This is a genomic window from Pseudomonas sp. 1 (assembly GCF_056626735.1).
In genome coordinates this window covers 173,455-191,788 of record NZ_JBWXMQ010000005.1, presented here as the reverse complement: position 1 = coordinate 191,788, position 18,334 = coordinate 173,455, and the positions used below count along the sequence as shown (strand labels likewise).

Here is an 18,334-nt window from a genome sequence, read left to right as displayed (position 1 = left end):
ATCCGTAAGGGTTCACAGGGTTTTCATGAATTCGATCAGCGCACGCTTGTCGTCGTCCGACAGCGTCGTGCCGTACAGGTGACCGCTGTTGTGGTTGCCTTCCAGGCGCGTGTCGTAGGTGAAGTCCGCCGAGGCCTTGGCCTGGGCGCCGCTGGTCACGAAACCGACGTTGACCGGGTCGTAGACATCGGAGCCGGTGATGAACACCTGCGGACGTTTTTCCGGCGGTTGCAGCAAGTCCCACAGGGTCGGCACCGAACCGTTGTGCAGGTACGGCGCGCGCAGCCAGATGCCGTCGGTGGGCGTGTTGCTGTAGCTCTGGGTCTTGCGGTAGGCGCCAAAATCGAACGGCGGTTTCTTGAAGGTATGGAACGCCGCCACCAGCCCGGTAGTGAACGAGTTCAGCCGGTGCGGATCGGTGCCGAGCTGGTCGATGTTGGTGGTGACCTGCCCGGTGTCGGCGCGACCGAAGTCGTGACAACCCGCGCAGTTGGCCTCCCACACCGGTTTGCCCTGAGCGACCCTGGCCTGATCCAGTGCCCACGGCCACGCCGGCGCCTTGTGTCCGAGCAGCCAGTTGGTCACCCGGTTGAAACTCGGCGGCAGCACCGATTCCGGCGTCGCGCCCACGGCCATCGCGGCGGCGTAGTTGCGTTCGTGGATCTTGTTGTTATTGCCGTCCCAGTGCAGGTACATCGATTCCCGGGGTTTCTGGTTCCACACTTGCGGCAGGTCGACGGTGCCGATGGTCGAGTCATCCGGGAAGCCGAACACCACCATTTTCGTCGGGTTGAAGGTGTCGGTGCGTCCCGGCCCCTGTTGCGGGCGCAGCTTCTGCCAGGCGTAGGCCTGCTTCTGTTTGAGCAGCGCGGTCTTGGCCATCGGGATGATCAGGTAACGGTTGTAGAGCTTCTCGAAAAAGCCCAGCTGGAACTTGCTGTTGATCGCCGCCATCACCGCGTCGGTGGTGAATTTCGGATCGCTGGCGCAATCGTAGGCGAACCACTGGAAGGCTTGCAGTTGCAGGGTATTGGCCGGCGCGCTCGGCACATTGACCGCGACGTCGCTGGCATTCGCCCGGTAGGAGCCGGTGTGGCACAACGCGCAGTTCGGCTCGACGGTCGGGTAGCCGATCTGCCGCTTGGCCATCCCGATCGGCAGGTCCTTGCCGTTCTCGAACAGGAAACCGAAGACTTCCCAGCCGCCGGGTTTCGGCAGTTTTTCCGGGCACATCTGCGGCAATACCGAGAACAGGTAATAGGGAATCCGCGCTTCGATGCCCAAACCAATCGCGGCGTATTTGTAGTGATCTTCGTCGGAGGCGTACTCCTGCTCCGGCACCACGCGCAGCATCTGATACCAGGTCTGGTAACCGATGAACGCCAGCAGCGCGACCACTACCAGCGTACCGACCTTGAACGCGTGGTTCTGCCAATGCCGCGCCCACGCCGCGCGCCATTCGCGCCAGCCGTCACAGAGCAGCGCCAGTGGCCGGTTTTCAGGCGTGGTGCCGAGGTACAGCAGAATGCCGAGGATCAGGAAAAAGCTCAGGTCGCCCATCAGCATCGGCACGAACACCGAACCCTGACTGCTGGTGTTGATCAGGTAGATCCAGAACGCCACGGCGATCAGCCGCGTCAGCACGCACAGCCAGGAATGCACCACGTAGCGCGGCGCGTTGAAGCCCGAGGGCATGTAGAACACGCTGATACCCACCAGCAGCATCCCGGCGTTTTCCAGCCACGGGTCGGAGAGTTGCGGCGGCAGGCCGACCACCGATGTCAGCAACCCCGGCGCAAACAGCGCCGGGATCGCGAACACCATGTTCATCGCAATGCCTAGCCAGATGAAGCGTTGAAACCAGCGGATGTAGCTGTCCATATCAGTTCCCCAGATCCTACCCACGTCGACGCGTCGAACCGTCCGCGTGGGAATGCATCTCGTGACGCTGCGCGTCACAAAAGCGGACGCAGAGCGTCCATGGCGGCTTTCCCACGCAGAGCGTGGGAACGATCGACGGCTATCCGAGGGCGGTTTTCTCCAGGTGTTCAAGGATGATCGGATACACATCGACCACCGCGTTCTTGCCGAACATGCAATCGATGTGACCGTAACCCGGCACCACATGCCGGCTGTAGCGCTCCGGCCCGTGCTTCTCGCAAACCCGCTGATAGGTCTTGAGCGTACTTTCCGGCAGATAACACTGGTTGTCGGCGCCGCTGATGAAGCAGATCGGCATGGTCAGCCGATCGAAGTGCGGCATGTACACATCGTGCCCTTTGAAATCCACCAGATGCCCTTTGCGCACGATCAGCGCCAGGTGTTCGAAGGTCTCGATGTTGGACTCGCCGAACAGCTCGTGCAGGTTGTCGTGCAGTGTCTCGTTGAGGGTGTCGTGGCGATACAGCGAGGCGTACATGAAGGTGATGCGGTGGCACACCGGGTTGGTGCAATAGCCCTGGGCTTCGATCCGCGCGTAGCCGTTGAGCGCCTTGTCGTAGAGCCGGTTGAACCAGTTCTCCTTGCTGTCGGCGTAGGCGGTCATCGATTTGATACCGATCGCGTCGAGCATCCCCGGCAAGTGCAGACCGGCCTTGAGCCCCGTCGCCGTCGCGACCACCGTGTCGGCGGCGATCTGCGAGCAGACCACCGAACGCACGCCTTGCAGCCCGGCGAGCAGCGACATGAAGAACGTGGTCGCGCCGTAGCAATGCACCACGCATTGCACGTCCTTCGCGCCGGTCTTCTGCTGGATCTGCGCAATGGCGGCCTTGAAGTCGTACTGGGCGATCTGGTCACCGTTCCATTCCTTCTTGCTCGCCGGCAGCAGGATGCTCACCCGGAAATCCAGCAGCCACACGTCGTAGTCGTGCTTGCAGAGAAACTCCAGCAGGTTGGTCTGGATGGTATCGGTGGAAAAGATATTCGAGCCCACGCCCAGACCATGCACCAGCATCACCGGGCCTTTGCTGCCAGCCTGATAGCGGGTCAGACGCAACTGCACGCCATCTTCGGTGGAGAAGAAATGCACGGCCGGCGTCGGCGCATCCAGCGGCCGTTTCAACCGTGGCGGCGCGTCGGGGTTGAAGTATTTGTCACCGGCGAACACCCCGCCGTAACTCTCCCAGAGAATCCCGGCAAAGAACTTGCCGAACCGCGCCAGCCCTTCGATGCGCTCGCGCTCGTTGCGCGCATTGAGGACCTTCATGGTGGTCATCTGTTTGGCGAAGTCGGTCGGCTTGATGTGCATCACGCCAGAGCCGATCACTTCGCCGGTCTTGTCCGGCCCGCGATACAGCGTGACGTAGAGGGTGCTGGTGTCGTGCCAGATATTCAGCACGCCGTTGTCTTCCGGCACGGTCTTGAAGGCGCTGAAGAAGTAGTCGTTGCCGTCCTCGGCGGTCAGTTTCATGTCGTACTTCATGTGGCGCGTGTCGACCTGCTGCTCGAACTGCTCGAACAGGTTGAACACGCCGTTGCTGGCGGTCAGCGGCTGCGGCGACAGCGCCGGGGCGATCACCGTGCCGACGATGGTCGCGGCGTGCTCCGGCTCCTTGATCATCCGGTTGAGGTCGTTGGCGGTGATGGTCAGGGTGAAGTCGATCGGCGAGTTGTCCGCCTCGCCGCGCTTGGCTGCCGCCTCATAAACCTTCAGGTCGGTGCTTTGTGCGGCGGTGAACGCGCGGGAGAAGTAGCCCTTCATGGTCTCGGTGAATTGCACGCCAAGGGTCGGTGGCACCGGTTGTTTGCGCGGTGCCGAGGGCAATGTGTAATCGATCTTCCAGCCCCGGTCGGCGGCCAGCAGGCCCATGTTGCGCTCGCTCACGGCGGAGATGGTCAGCAGCGGGTTGACCGCCAGTGACGTCGGGATCACCGCGCCGTCGGTCACGTACAGATTGGCGTAGACGTCGGTGCCGGTCGCACCACTGAACACCTGGCCCTTGTGGTTGACCACGCCTTGCGCGGCGTCATCGCCCATCACGCAACCGCCCAGCGGATGCACCGAGACGATGCTGTGCTTGAGCAGCTTGGTCCAGATCGGGTTCTCGACCCAGATCCCGCCCAGGGCCTTGGTGCTCTGGTACAGGCGTTCGTTGCCGATCTTGAAGTTTTCCTGCTCGCCGACGCCCGGCCAGTCGATACGCAGTTGATCCTTGCTGTCGAGGACCATGCGTCCCTGACCATTGTCGTGGCTCATGATCAGGTAGGTCTGCATGTTGTGCAGCGCGCCGTGATACGGGCCGCGCAGAAAGCTTTCCGCTTCGCGCTCCTTGTACTTCACTTTGCCGCTGAAGCTGTCGTCGGTGGGCTTGCCGATCATCTCGGCGAACCCGGCCATCGCCGGCACCATCGGCCGGCCGAGCGCTCCGGGGATCGAACCTTCCTCGATGACCATGCGACTGCTGCGGTCACCCTCGGTGCGCATGTCGATGATCGAGGTGATGCACGGGCCGACCGGTTGCAGTTCCTTGGCCGAATGCGCGCCGAAACCGATGCCGTTGATGGTCTGCTCGCAGTTGTGGCCGAAGCCGAGGATGTCGCCGTTGCCGCTCATGTTCTCGCCGATCTGGCCGGACATCACCAAGCCCTTGTCCCGCGAGCGCAGCAGAATTTCGGTGGAGCCGAGGGTGCCGGCGGACACCACCACGATGTCGGCTTTCACGAACAGCGTCGGCGCGTCGAACTTCTCGCGGCCGCTGTCGAGGTATTGGAAGTGCACGATCCAGCCGTTGCCGTCGCGCTCCAGATGCCGCACCTGGGCCTGGCAGAAAATCTCCGCGCCGTGATTGGTGGCGTCCGGCAGGTAGTTCATCAGCGTGGTGTTCTTGGCCTTGTTGTTACAGCCCGAAACGCAGTCGCCGCAGTGGTTGCACGGCAGTTGCTCGACGCCGACGTGGTTGAGGTTGTTGGGCAGTTTGTCGAAGGTCACGTTGATTGGCGGCTTGTAGAAGTGCGCGCCTTGCTTGAGGAAGTCTGCGGATTTTTTGTTGGCGTCGAGTTTCGGCAGGTTTGGCGCGGTGCTCGGGTAGGGGTTGGGTTTGAGCATCTCCCGGGCCCTTTCGTAACCCGCCTTGAGCAGGCCGTCGTGGTCCTCGCGCACCGCCAACGGCCAGCGTGGATCCTTGAACACATCGGCTGTCGGTTCCAGCGAGACGTTGGCATTGATCAGCGACGTACCGCCGAGGCCGCAACCGACCACCACGTTCTGCTGCGCGTTGACGTGCAGATCGAACAACCCGGTGCGCGAGCCGATATGGCCGTCCGGGTCGTGCACCTGCAACTCCTCGGTCGCGGCGATCATGGTATTGGGATATTCGCCGGGCTGAATCTCCCGACCGCGTTCCAGCAGACAGACCCGTTTACCGGCCCGGGACAGGCGCGACGCGGCAATGCCGCCGCCATACCCGGAGCCGATGACGATCACGTCGTAATGTTCCTTGATTTCGCTGATGGGCGTTGCGATCCGTGTCATGAGGGGGTTCCTCTCTCAGGCAGATGGGGCAACTCTGCGGTTGCCTGCAATCAATGGGCGAACGGGCACCTGGCCTCCGGGAAATCCCGACGGCAGTACAGCGGTTTGGGCAGGAATCAGGCGCTACAGACGGGCGTGCTGATTGGCGGCACGACGCAACGTGCGCTTGCGCGGCGAAGGTGCCGGCAGCGCGCGGAGCGTGCAGGGACTGAGGGGTAAGCGGTGGGGCCGGGTATCCATCACGCGTTCTCCCTGAACCAGATGTGGATAAGTGACAGCTGTCCTTGTGCCATTGCAGTGAAGACAGGCACCGGATCGAAGTCAAGGCAGGCTCTTAGAACTGTATGAAATGTGATCAATTGCCGTTTGGACTAAGCGCGCCGGGGGCTGCAGAGTTCAGCGAACAAGTTATCCACATAGCCACCCACAGCTAATGGGGACAACTGTGGATGACATGCAAAAATGATCGGGGTTTTGTGAAGAAAAACCGTGACTTATTCAGAAACAGGGTTTCCACTTGCGATTGATTGTTTTTTGATCAAATCTCTGCACATCCCGGATTACTTGGCTTTCAAGGGATGGCAAACACCTTATCCACAGAAGCGCCAACAGAGTTCGGGGGTAACTTGGCGTGCGCTGTGGAAAAACGCTGGAGGCGTTGATAAATCGGGGTTTGCGAGGGAATTGACGGGTTGAAAGGCTGAATTGAACGTTTTTTGATCAAACCTCTGCAAGCCACGTTTTATATGGCCCCTGGCGGATAGCGAACATCTTATCCACAGAAGCGCCAACAGAGATTGGGGGCAAGTCTGCAAGTTGCCCAAGGGAAAAAGCTCGTAAAAACCGCGAGTCAGGCTGGTTGTTTTTTGATCTGATGGCTGGAGCGCTTGATTGGCGTGGGGTGCAGGGAGGGGCGAACACGTTATCCACAGATCCGCCAACAGGGATTGTGGGTAAACCGCCCTCTCCCGTGGGAGAGTGTCAGCAACGTTTGTTTAGCGGACCACACCTTCTTCGATCAGCAGCTTCAGAATGGCTTGCGCACCGGCCTGCGCGGTAACGCCTTTGAGCACCTGCCCACCACCACCGCTGGCCTTGGCCGTCGCTGCCTTCATCCGGTCCGCCCCGCTCTTGGCCTTGATCACCTTCAACCGTTTCGGCCGGGGCTTGGCCGGTTGCAGGGTCGCCACCGCAAGCAATTCGTCCTCCACCACTTCCACGTCTTGAGCCTGGAGAACACCGCGCCGCGCCGGGCCGTAAGCACTCTGCCGAGGTTTGGGTGCGGCGTTATCCACAGTCGCCAGAAACGGCAGGCGCACCTTCAACCGGCGCCGCTGCCCACGGGGCAACGCTTGCAGCACCAGTGCCGAACCGTCGTTGATCGACTCGACCTGCGCCAACCCAACCACCAGCGGCCAGCCCAGTCCTTCGGCCAGCAGAAACGGCAGCATCCCCGAGCCTTCGCCGGTTTCCGCCTGGCTGCCAGTCAGTACAACCTGTGCACCGGCATCACGCAGATACTCGGTCAACGCCGGCAGCGCATCGGCGCCAGCCGGTTGTTCCAGCACGTGCAACTGTTCCAGTCCCATGCCCAGGTAGGCGCGCAGCGCCGGTTCCGCGATGTCGCCGGCGTGCAGCACTTGCAGGTTGTCGCCCGCCAGTTGCAGGCCGAGTTCCACCGCGCGGGCGTCCTGATCGGCACGGCGCGGGCGGCCGGAGGTCGGGTGGGCGCCGATTGAAACCAGACTGATGATCTTTGTGCTCATAACCGTTCCTTAAGCCGCATCGCGCTTGGCTTCGTTGCGGTAAGCCTCTACCGCCGCGATCAAGGCCTGAAGAATTTCCGCGCTTTCGCCGATCACCGACAGGTCGGCACGCTTGATCATGTCGCAACCCGGATCGAGGTTGATCGCCACCACCTTGTCGCAGGCACCGATGCCTTGCAGGTGCTGGATCGCCCCGGAAATCCCCACGGCCACGTAAACCCGCGCGGTGACCCAGGTGCCGGAAGCGCCGACCTGACGGTCGCGGGCCATGAAGCCATCGTCCACCGCCACCCGCGAAGCGCCTTCGGTGGCACCGAGGGCGGCAGCGGTCTTGTGGAAAAGCTCCCAGTCCTTGACCCCGTTGCCGCCGGAGAAGATGAACTCGGCTTCGGCCATTGGAATCGCTGCCGGGTCCACCGCCACCGCGCCCAGATCCTCGATCCGCGACAGGCTGCGCGCGACGGGTGTGGATAACTCCACCGGCAGCGCTTCGTGACGGGTTTCGCTGACCGGTTCGGCGCACTCGGCGGACGCCAGAATCAGCCGCGCGACCGGGCGGGCCAGATCCTGCAACCCGGCACCGGCGCGGCCAATGCACTCCTGATCCTTGACCTGCCACACCCGCGTGGCCGGGCGCTCGCCCAGCGCCGCCGCGAAGCGCCGACCCAATTCGCCACCACCGCTGCGGCTGTCCGGCAGCAACCAGTGACGCGGGTTGAACTGGTTATCCACAGCCCGCAGACCCTGGATCCGTTGTTCCGGTGCATAACCGCTGAATTCTTCGCCTTCCAGCACCAGCAAGCGGTCAACGCCGGCCGTGGCGAAAGCGTTTTCCTTGTGCTCGCCGAACACCACGGCCAGCACCGCACCATCGCTGCCGGCCAGTTGACGGGCCAGGCCGAGCAGATCGCGGTCGTGGCTGCTCAAACGGCCACCGACCATGTCCGGCACCACGCTGATATAGAACGCCGGAGCCGGCACCTGATGCAGCGGCAATTGCACTTCGACCGCTGCCGAGCGTTTGACCGCCCCGCCCTGCTGGGCGCCGCTGCGGTCGATGCGCTTGATGCCGTTCGGCCCGATAAAGCCGATGCCGTGCAGGTTCTTGCGGATGATCCCGTTCGGGCCCATCCAGCTGTGTTGCGCCGGTTGCATGGCCGCGTGCAGCGGGTGCAGGCGGTTGCGTGCGATCCACTCGGCGCGGGGGTCGCGGCGGATAATGTCGCTCATCAGTGGGCCTCCGCAGGTTCACGTTTGGCCGGGGTGGCAGGCTTGTTCGGCGCGGCGTCTTCGAGCAGCGCGTCGGCCACCAGTTCGGCGATGTCCTTGATCAGCGGACGCGGTTCGACCACGCCTTCGAGCATCGCCGTGCACTGTGGACAACCCACGGCCACCAGCTCGGCGCCGGTCTCGCGGATGTCTTCCATGCGCATGTCGGGGATCCGCTGCTTGCCCGGAATGTCGGTGATCGGCGCCCCGCCACCGCCGCCGCAGCAGCGCGAACGGAAGCCGGAACGTTGCATTTCCTTGATCTCGATGCCGAGGGCGCGCAGCACTTCGCGCGGCGCCTCGTACTCGCCGTTGTAACGGCCGAGGTAGCACGGGTCGTGATAGGTCACGCTGTTGCCTTTGTGCTGACCGAGGTTCAGCGCGCCGACCTGGATGATTTCCGCCAGATAAGTGCTGTGATGCTGCACGAGATAATTGCCGTCGAACGCGCCGTACTCGTTTTTCAGCACATGGAAGCTGTGCGGATCGCAGGTGACGATGCGGTTGAAGCTGTATTTGGCCAGGGTCTGGATATTGCGTTTGGCGAGCAGCTGGAAGGTCGCTTCATCGCCAAGACGCCGGGCCACATCGCCGCTGTCGCGCTCTTCCAGCCCCAGCACCGCGAAGTCGACCTTGGCCGCTTTCAGCACTTTGACGAAGGCGCGCAGGGTGCGCTGGTTGCGCATGTCGAAGGCACCGTCGCCCACCCAGAACAGCACGTCGGTGGACTTCTTCTCGCTGAGCAGGTTGAGGTTCAGGTCCGCCGCCCAGTTCATCCGCCCGCCCGGGGCGAAACCGCCAGGGTTGTCGGTGGCAATCAGGTTTTCCAGAACTTCGGCACCCTTGTTCGGGGTCGCGCCTTTTTCCAGGGTCAGGTGACGGCGCATGTCGACGATGGCATCGACGTGCTCGATCATCATCGGGCATTCCTCGACGCAGGCGCGGCAGGTAGTGCACGACCACAGGGTTTCGGCATCGACCAGACCGTTGACGATCGGTTGATGCGGATTGCCGCTGTGTTCGCCCACCGGTTTGCCCGGATACGGGCTGCCGGCGAACTGGGCATCGGTGCCGCCGGCGAGGCCGACGACCATGTCCTGAATCAGTTTTTTCGGGTTCAGCGGCTGGCCGGCGGCGAATGCCGGGCACGCGGCTTCGCACTTGCCGCACTGCACGCAGGCGTCGAAACCGAGCAGTTGGTTCCAGGTGAAATCCTTGGGCTTTTCCACACCCAGCGGCGCGGTCGGATCATTCAGGTCCAGCGGTTTCAAACCGGTGGAACGGCCGCCACCAAAACGTTCGGCGCGACGGTGCCAGGCCAGGTGCAACGCACCGGCGAAGGCGTGCTTCATGGGGCCGCCCCAGGTCATGCCGAAAAACAGCTCGGACACGCCCCACAGCACACCGACCCCGAGAATCGCCGCCAGCACCCAGCCACCGAAGTTCTCCGGCAGGATCCCGGCCACCGGCAAGGTCACCAGGAAGAACGAGGCCGAGAACGCCAGCAGGCTTTTCGGCAGGCGCATCCACGGGCCTTTCGACAGCCGCGACGGCGGGTTGAGCCGACGCCGATAGACGAAGATCGCGCCGACGAACATCACCGCCGTCATCAGCAGCAACGCGTAGCCAAGAATGCGGTTATGCAGGCCGAAACCGTGCACCAGAATCGCCAGCACGATCGACGCCACCGCACCGCCCGCCGTGGCGACGTGGGTGTTGGCAATGTATTTGTCCCGCGCCACCACGTGGTGCAGATCGACCATGTAACGCTTGGGCATGGCGAACAGGCCGCCGATCAGATCGACCTTCGAGGCCCGGCCCCGGCGCCACATGGCCACCCGCCGCAACGCACCCAGCACCGCAAGGGCCAGGGCTGCGAACAACAGGATTGGAAGAAGGGTGTTCAACATGGTGAAGCTCCCACCAGTACAGCCTGGAGAAACACGTTCGGCGTGTTCCTGTGGGAGCGAGCTTGCTCGCGAAAGCGCCGGGTCAGTCGATGCAGCGGTGACTGACAGAATGCATTCGCGGGCAAGCCCGCTCCCACAGGGTCATGTGCAAGCTTTTAGAAATCCTTGCAGAGGCGCAGGGCGTCATAGATCGCAGCGTGGGTATTACGCTGCGCCACGCAGTCACCGATGCGGAACAGCAGGTAACCGTCGCCATTGCTGCTCAACGAAGGTTGCGGCTGGATCGCGAACAGCGCCTCGACATCGATCTGGCCCTTGTTGCGCGAGCCGTCCTTCAGCGCGTAGTAGATTTCTTCGTCCGGACGCACGCCGTTCTCGACGACCACCTGATCCACCACCCGCTCCTCTTTGGCGCCGGTGTATTCGTTCTCCAGCACCGCGACGAGTTTGTCGCCTTCGCGGTAGACCTTCTCCAGCATCATGTCGCCGGTCATGATCACTTCTTTCGGGTACATGCTGCGGTAGTAGGTCGGGAACGACGTACCGCCGATGGCCACGCCCGGCTTGATGTCGTCGGTGACAATCTCGACCTGGCTGCCCTTGTCCGCGAGGAAGTCGGCCACCGACATCCCGGTGAACTCGCAGATGGTGTCGTAGACCAGCACGTTCTTGCCCGGCGCAACCTTGCCGTCGAGCACGTCCCAGCTGCTGACCACCAGCCCTTCGGCAGCGCCCCAGTGTTCGTTCTGCTCCAGGTAAGGGTGACCGCCAACAGCCAGCACGACGATGTCCGGACGCAGGTCCATGATGGTGTCGGCATCGGCGGCAGTGCCCAGACGCAGGTCGACTTTCAGCCGCGCCAGCTCCAGCTGGAACCAGCGGGTGATGCCGGCGATCTGGTCACGCTGCGGCGCTTTCGAAGCCGTGGTGATCTGCCCGCCGATGAATTCCTTCTTCTCGAACAGGGTCACGTCGTGGCCACGTTCGGCCGCCACGCGGGCAGCTTCCATCCCCGCCGGGCCGGCACCGACGATCACCACCTTGCGTTTCGGCCCGGTGGATTTCTCGATGATGTGCGGCACGCCCATGTATTCACGGGAGGTCGCGGCGTTCTGGATGCACAGCACGTCCAGACCCTGGTACTGGCGGTCGATGCAGTAGTTGGCGCCGACGCACTGTTTGATCTGGTCGACCTGGCCCATCTTGATCTTGGCGATCAGGTGCGGGTCGGCGATGTGGGCGCGGGTCATGCCGACCATGTCGACGTAACCACCCTCCAGAATCCGCGTGGCCTGGTTCGGGTCCTTGATGTTCTGCGCGTGCAGCACCGGAACCTTGACCACTTCCTTGATCCCGGCCGCCAGGTGCAGGAACGGCTCCGGTGGATAACTCATGTTCGGAATCACGTTGGCCAGGGTGTTGTGGGTGTCGCAACCCGAGCCGACGACGCCGATGAAATCGAGCATGCCCGTATCGTCGTAATACTTGGCGATCTGCTTCATGTCTTCGTGGGACAGACCGTCCGGGTGGAACTCGTCGCCGCAGATGCGCATGCCGACGCAGAAATCGTCACCCACTTCGGCGCGCACGGCTTTCAGAACTTCGAGACCGAACTTCATCCGGCCTTCAAAGGTGCCGCCCCATTCGTCGGTACGCTTGTTGACGCGCGGGCTCCAGAACTGGTCAATCATGTGCTGGTGCACGGCCGACAGTTCGACGCCGTCCAGACCACCGGCCTTGGCGCGGCGAGCCGCTTGCGCGTAGTTGCCGATCACCCGCCAGATTTCTTCCGGCTCGATGGTCTTGCAGGTGGCGCGGTGCACCGGTTCGCGGATGCCCGACGGCGACATCAGGGTCGGCCAGTGAAAACCGTCCCAACGCGAGCGACGGCCCATGTGGGTAATCTGGATCATGATCTTGGCGCCATGCTTGTGCATGGCGTCGGCGAGATTCTGGAAGTGCGGAATGATCCGGTCGGTGGACAGGTTCACCGAACTCCACCATTGCTGCGGGCTGTCGATCGCCACCACGGACGAACCGCCACAGATCGCCAGGCCGATGCCGCCCTTGGCTTTCTCTTCGTAATACTTGACGTACCGTTCGGTGGTCATGCCGCCGTCGGTCGCGTAGACCTCGGCGTGCGCGGTGCTGAGCACGCGGTTGCGGATGGTCAGTTTGCCAATTTGAATTGGCTGAAACATTGCTTCGAAAGCCATGGCGGGTTCCTCGACTTACAACGGCTTGACGGTGAACAGGCCGTCGTCGTGGCCTTCTTCGGAGCCACCGTAGACCTGCTCGGCCACGGTGCGGATCTTGCTGCCGCGAGCGGCGAGGATCTGATCCATCGCTCCGGCAAACCAGCCGGTGAACATGTAGTCGACCTTGCGCCCGACCTTGCCGTAGACGTAGACGAACGCCGAGTGTTCGAGCTTGACGCTGGCGGTGCCTTTGTCGAGGTCGATGTCCTGGATCTTGAACAGGCCCCAGCCGCGCTGCGACAGGCGCTTCATGTAGTGCTCGAACACCGCGACGCCTTCCAGACCGTGGCACTCGGCTTCTTTTTCACACCAGTGCCAGGCGGATTTGTAGCCGGCCTGGTAGAGGATTTCGGCATAGGCCTCGGCGCCCAGCACTTCCTCGATGCCCATGTGGTTGTTGACGAAGAAATGCCGTGGCACGTACAGCATCGGCAGGGCGTCGGAGGTCCAGACACCGGTCTCGCTGTCGACTTCGATTGGCAATTGCGGGGCGATCTTGGCCATGGAAACTTAACTCCAGAAAAATTTTGGTGTTGCCCCCGGCGCGGACGGCCGGGGGAAAGTATTCGGGAAGCGGCGGCTTACTCGCCCCAGACGTCTTTCAGGACGTTCACCCAGTTTTCACCCATGATCTTGCGTACCACGCGCTCGGAGTGGCCGCGCTTGAGCAGGGTTTCGGTCAGGTTCGGGAACTCGCCGACGGTGCGGATGCCCAGCGGGTTGATGATCTTGCCGAAGTTGGTCAGACGGCGGGCGTAGCCCTTGTCGTGGGTCAGGTATTCGAAGAAGTCCTGACCGTGACCCTGGGTGAAGTCGGTGCCGATGCCGATGGCGTCTTCGCCGACCAGGTTCATGGTGTATTCGATGGCTTCGGCGTAGTCGTCGATGGTCGAATCGATGCCCTTGGCCAGGAACGGCGCGAACATGGTCACGCCGACGAAACCGCCGTGGTCGGCGATGAATTTCAGCTCTTCATCGGATTTGTTGCGCGGGTGCTCTTTCAGCCCCGACGGCAGGCAGTGGGAATAGCAAACCGGTTTTTTCGATTCGAGGATGACTTCCTCGGAGGTCTTGGAGCCGACGTGGGACAGGTCGCACATGACGCCGACACGGTTCATTTCGGCGACGATTTCGCGACCGAAGCCCGACAGGCCGCCGTCACGTTCGTAGCAACCGGTGCCCACCAGGTTCTGGGTGTTGTAACACATCTGCACGATGCCGACGCCGAGCTGCTTGAACACCTCGACATAGCCAATCTGGTCTTCGAACGCGTGGGCGTTCTGGAAGCCGAAGAGGATGCCGGTCTTGCCCTGCTCCTTGGCCTTGCGGATATCGGCGGTGGTGCGGACGGGGATCACCAGGTCGCTGTTTTCACGAATCAGTTTCTGGCTGGCGGCGATGTTGTTGACCGTGGCCTGAAAACCCTCCCACACCGACACGGTGCAGTTGGCCGCCGTCAGACCGCCCTTGCGCATGTCTTCGAACAGCTCGCGGTTCCATTTGGCAATGATCAGACCGTCGATAACGATGCTGTCGGCGTGTAATTCGGCTGGGCTCATCAGGCGTCCCCTTATTGGCGATTCATGCGCCGAATCGTCTGCCGGCGCTTTGGGGCCAGCATATGCCTCGGTGCGCGACCAGCCGGGTGCAAAAACGACAGGGGAATTGCCGAAAGCGTCAATCCGCGACAAACGAGACTACCTTTTTCCCAAAGGAGCCATTCGTTCCATTGAAGGCTTCATGAGGAAGCCATATCTTCGCGTTGTTCAGCATGCCTGATCGGAAGCGGCCACCTAACTAGATGTTTTTTATACAAAATACCCTCAGAATGAAATCGTGCGGCGCCGCCCCAAACGAAGCGATCAGCGCCTTGATCATTAAATAATCAAATTGTCGAAAAATCTAATGTCAGGGAGGAGATATCAAAGATGATTAAGAAAAGCGGAGGTGGCGCAGCCACCAACAGCGGAATAGATTTCCAACAACGTACAGCTGCATTTTTTACCTTATCGATGGCCCTCGACTTGGACTGCAGCAGAATTCTGGATCGCACTGAAACAACTAAAGTCATACAAGTTTCATTCGAGTCAGATGACGAAATCGATGACATAGTACTTACTCACGACAAATCGAAAAGCTACCTACAGGTTAAAAGAAAGCTTTCTTTATCCGACAATAAGCAATCAGAATTCTATAAAACAATAGAGCAATTTGTAAGACAACATAAAATCTCTCAAAATAAAGAAGATTGTTTTTGCATCGTAACAAGTCGAGACTCCTCAAGAAGAATTCTTTCAGAACTAAAAAAAATAACAAAATCTTCTCGACTTGCCCAAGACTATCTTTCAAGCAGCCCTTTATCACAGAGCGAACGCTTGGTTTTAGACACCGTCTACAAATGCATAAACAAGGCTTATGCAGATAACAACCTAAAGCACCCGACTGACTTAGACAGGAAAAACCTTTTAGCGAAGTTCCACATCATAGAACTCGATATCGAAAGTGGCGGCGTGTACGAAAATGCTTTTCTAACCTCTATCGCCAGCAATCTGTCTACAAAGCCAGACTTAATCTGGAACATGATTATTTCAAAAACGCTCGACTGGTCAAAAAAGCGATCATCCGTAGATATACTCGGCATTAAATCCCAGCTAAATCAATTCATAAACAACAATTCCGACGAATCGGAAAACCCTCAAAAAACAGAAAACTTTTTCGAGCTCGTTTTCGATCCTAACAACTACAGGATATGCTCTGGCAGAGAAGTTTTGCTAATTAAAACCTCAGAAGAAGACAAGCATACCACTTTGATATCCTTCGCCCGTTTTGATGACAGCGGGCATCCCTATCTAAAATTCCATGATAACTGCATCGAGCTAAAAGACGGTTCCACTCGTAGACTTTACGGCCGCTTCTCTACATTCAAAGGTGCAGAAAGATATCTACTGGACAACAAGCTAGACGACAAAAAGCTACTTATAGTAGAAAACGAAAATCAGCACGACTTCGACAGTGACCATGTGTCAATTGCACACTCTGAAAAAGTTAGAAATAAAATGCTGGAAAACACTGAGATTTCTAAGTGCATGCACTGTGGCCAAGGGTTATCGCAAGAAATCTTAAATGTTGAGATCGATGAAGAACATATTCCTTTTGATGTTGGCCTAATTCATAAAGAATGCCAGAGGCCATCAGACCGAGTACTGGGTCGATCAACAAATCCCGGTATGGAAAAGCATCCAGAACTGAAAAATTTCGATTACAAAAAATGGTTCTCCGCACTAACTAGAAGTCAATCACTTTGGGGCAGTTATACGAACCTCAACGAGTCAATAAAAAATATACTCTGGAATTCCAGCGCCGCATTTACTCAGAAAGGAAATTTTTGCATTAAGGTTAGCCTTGCAGACGGGTCAATCAAATTCATACTGCAACGTGGAAAGGTTCACCGATTCTCATCTGAAAATGCTGATGCCGCGTGCAATAGCTTCAAAAGAATGCTTATGGAGGCAAAAAAAAAGAAAAACCCTCTTTGTTACTCTGAAAACGGGGAAATGTTTGCCACAAGAGATCAAATACTAGGACTTTCACGTTCTTCTTTTGACGCTATAGAGTGCAAAAGCTTTGAGAAAGTAACGTATACACGTGGGATTTCAACATTTTATGATACGTGCGAAAATTTTTATGCCCCTCTAATAGCACTTACAACATCAGACGAAGAATATATTTTATTTAACGAAACACTATTCCTACTCACAAACCCTATGGAGCTTGGATCTTTTTTAAAAAACTGGAAGTCAATAGACTTCAACCCACTTTCCTACCGTATAAAAATAATTGAAAACGACTCTCAATTCGACGAGCTGGTAATATCACTAATAGCAAAAGATCATAAAATCCTAGTAGATCCACTATTTGATAGCGAAGCCTCACTTGCGAAAGGATCTGTCATTCTGGAAATGGAGATGTTCAAGCTATCAAATGCAAAATTCGTACTCCACTCCTTTACCAACAAAGATAAAGCCACACAAACAATAATATTGAAAAACCAACACAGAGACCTAAGCTTCTTACTTTCGAATGAGTGCAAAATCTCTCAATGCACATGCTTTGGATGCCAAACTTTAGATTCCATGACCAAACTTCATGGATTAGACAACATCACTATTCATCAGACTGGCCCTACCAGTTCTGCTGTCGTCATAGATGAAGCAGCAATTGCAGTCGACGAAGACGACTTATTCAATATGGTAGTCGACTGGGAACCTTGGGAAGTAACAAGCCAGAATCCTGAATAGAAAAATCAAATTAAATAGATGTGCCTTTTACCAAGAAGGCACATACAGATAACCGGCGGCGAGCATCCCAGGGCCACCTAACAACAGACAATGTAAAGATGGCTGTATATTGACTGGAAGCCTACTCCCATCTATTTTTCCTAAACTCCCATACTCATTGGGTATATGTTCCGCCAAGGGCTTTCTCATGCCCATTAAATCCGCTGTGCTTAATATAGAGCAATGCAATGAAATCGATCTTCCTGGCCCTGGCCCTGATTGCGACCGGCGTACACGCCGCCGAAGAGTCCGACAACAACCCGTGCGACGCGGTGGAAAACGACATCCAGACCCTGGAATGCTCGACCTACAGCCGCACCACCGCCGAGGACCTGCTCAAGGACAACTACAAAAGCCTGAACGAGCGCATGCAGTCGACCTACGGCAAAAACCCCGCGCAACTGGCCGACATCACCGCCAAACTCAAGGCCGCCCAGCAACAATGGCTGAAAACCCGCGACGCCGACTGCGCCGTCGAAGCCTTCCCGGCGACGGACGGCAGCAAGGCGTTCAAGATTGCGCAGAATGACTGCGTGGCGCGGATGAGTGACGAGCGGTCGGAGTTTTTGGAGTCGATCGGGCAGGAGTGAGTTGAAGATGGAAAGCATGATTCCCCACGAAGTCGTTAGCCGCATCGTTGATGGCGCCCTCCCGGTTCGCGCCTGGCGCGAACATCTCAACCTGACTCAGGAAGAAGTGGCGAAACGCATGGGCATTTCACAGCCTGCCTTTGCCCAGCAGGAAACCGTTGCAAAGCCGCGCAAGGTCACTCGCGAAAAGATTGCAGCGGCGTTTGGTATCACCGCCAACCAGCTTGAGCTGTAAGCTGCACCTCTTCCGCCAATCAAGGGATTCACATGAACATCTGCGGTATCGAAATCAAAGGCAGTGAAGCGATCATCGCCGTGGCGTCCCTCGACGGTTCGGTGCTGAGCCATGTCGCGCTGAACACCAAGAAAATCGCTCTGGACGATGACGACGAGGCGGCCAACGTCAAACTGTTCGCCGCGCAGGTCGCATCGTTTGTGCGCGAGAACTCCATCGATCGCATCGCGATCAAGAAGCGCAGCAAAAAAGGCGAGTTTGCCGGTGGTCCGACCACGTTCAAGATCGAGGGTGTGTTTCAGTTGCTGGACGGTTGCGAAGTGATGTTGCTGTCGCCGCAGACGATCAATGCCCAGGCCAAGAAGCACCATTTCGAACTGCCGGGGACGCTGAACAAGTATCAGCATGAAGCCTACAAGGCAGCGTGCTCGGCGCTATTGAAGAAGTAGGAATTTATCCAGCCAACACAAACCACTGTGGGAGCGAGCTTGCTCGC

General features: G+C 58.7%; 11 protein-coding genes and 1 pseudogene. 4 read left to right on the top strand and 8 right to left on the bottom strand.

Translation table 11 applies throughout. From position 1 onward, the window contains the following. Positions 1 to 12 precede the first annotated feature (12 nt). From AC1MDC_RS09875 to AC1MDC_RS09840, 8 genes are all read right to left on the bottom strand, one after another. The gene (locus tag AC1MDC_RS09875; protein WP_480392923.1) at positions 13 to 1,881 is read right to left on the bottom strand and encodes a c-type cytochrome; all 1,869 of its coding nucleotides are present in this window, start codon (positions 1,879 to 1,881) and stop codon (positions 13 to 15) included. Between the two features lie 139 nt (positions 1,882 to 2,020). Further along, positions 2,021 to 5,473 (bottom strand): alpha/beta fold hydrolase, encoded by a 3,453-nt coding sequence (locus AC1MDC_RS09870; RefSeq protein WP_480392922.1) that lies wholly within the window; start codon positions 5,471 to 5,473, stop codon positions 2,021 to 2,023. 995 nt (positions 5,474 to 6,468) lie between these two features. Continuing rightward, positions 6,469 to 7,239 carry an electron transfer flavoprotein subunit beta gene (gene etfB, locus AC1MDC_RS09865; RefSeq protein WP_085697776.1) on the bottom strand — a complete coding sequence of 257 codons (771 nt, stop codon included), beginning with the start codon at positions 7,237 to 7,239 and terminating at the stop codon, positions 6,469 to 6,471. A 9-nt stretch (positions 7,240 to 7,248) separates the two neighbouring features. Beyond that, on the bottom strand, positions 7,249 to 8,469 hold the full coding sequence (gene etfA / locus AC1MDC_RS09860; RefSeq protein WP_227233731.1) for an electron transfer flavoprotein subunit alpha: 1,221 nt from the start codon (positions 8,467 to 8,469) through the stop codon (positions 7,249 to 7,251). Beyond that, entirely contained in the window at positions 8,469 to 10,418 is a 1,950-nt protein-coding gene (dgcB, locus tag AC1MDC_RS09855; protein ID WP_480392921.1) for a dimethylglycine demethylation protein DgcB, read from the bottom strand. The genes etfA and dgcB overlap by 1 nt, the downstream gene beginning before the upstream one ends. 155 nt (positions 10,419 to 10,573) lie before the next feature. Beyond that, the gene (dgcA, locus tag AC1MDC_RS09850) at positions 10,574 to 12,634 is read right to left on the bottom strand and encodes a dimethylglycine demethylation protein DgcA (protein ID WP_085688582.1); all 2,061 of its coding nucleotides are present in this window, start codon (positions 12,632 to 12,634) and stop codon (positions 10,574 to 10,576) included. Positions 12,635 to 12,649: 15 nt separating this feature from the next. Beyond that, positions 12,650 to 13,180, bottom strand: coding sequence for a DUF5943 domain-containing protein (locus AC1MDC_RS09845; protein ID WP_480392920.1), 531 nt, complete (start codon positions 13,178 to 13,180; stop codon positions 12,650 to 12,652). Positions 13,181 to 13,257: 77 nt separating this feature from the next. Beyond that, positions 13,258 to 14,235: a dipeptidase gene (locus tag AC1MDC_RS09840; RefSeq protein ID WP_039768004.1), complete on the bottom strand. Its 978-nt coding sequence runs from the start codon at positions 14,233 to 14,235 to the stop codon at positions 13,258 to 13,260. Between the two features lie 369 nt (positions 14,236 to 14,604). On the opposite strand from AC1MDC_RS09840, the gene AC1MDC_RS09835 reads away from it, so the two are divergent. The 4 genes and pseudogenes from AC1MDC_RS09835 (at position 14,605) to AC1MDC_RS09820 (ending at position 18,287) form a co-directional block, all read left to right on the top strand. After that, positions 14,605 to 16,974 (top strand): hypothetical protein, encoded by a 2,370-nt coding sequence (locus AC1MDC_RS09835; RefSeq protein ID WP_480392919.1) that lies wholly within the window; start codon positions 14,605 to 14,607, stop codon positions 16,972 to 16,974. Positions 16,975 to 17,201: 227 nt separating this feature from the next. Next, positions 17,202 to 17,603, top strand: coding sequence for a lysozyme inhibitor LprI family protein (locus AC1MDC_RS09830; protein ID WP_480392918.1), 402 nt, complete (start codon positions 17,202 to 17,204; stop codon positions 17,601 to 17,603). A gap of 16 nt (positions 17,604 to 17,619) precedes the next feature. Continuing rightward, positions 17,620 to 17,838: pseudogene (locus AC1MDC_RS09825) on the top strand (helix-turn-helix domain-containing protein); the annotation flags it as partial. Between the two features lie 32 nt (positions 17,839 to 17,870). Next, the gene (locus AC1MDC_RS09820; protein WP_234206072.1) at positions 17,871 to 18,287 is read left to right on the top strand and encodes a DUF3010 family protein; all 417 of its coding nucleotides are present in this window, start codon (positions 17,871 to 17,873) and stop codon (positions 18,285 to 18,287) included. The last annotated feature ends 47 nt before the right edge of the window (positions 18,288 to 18,334 follow it).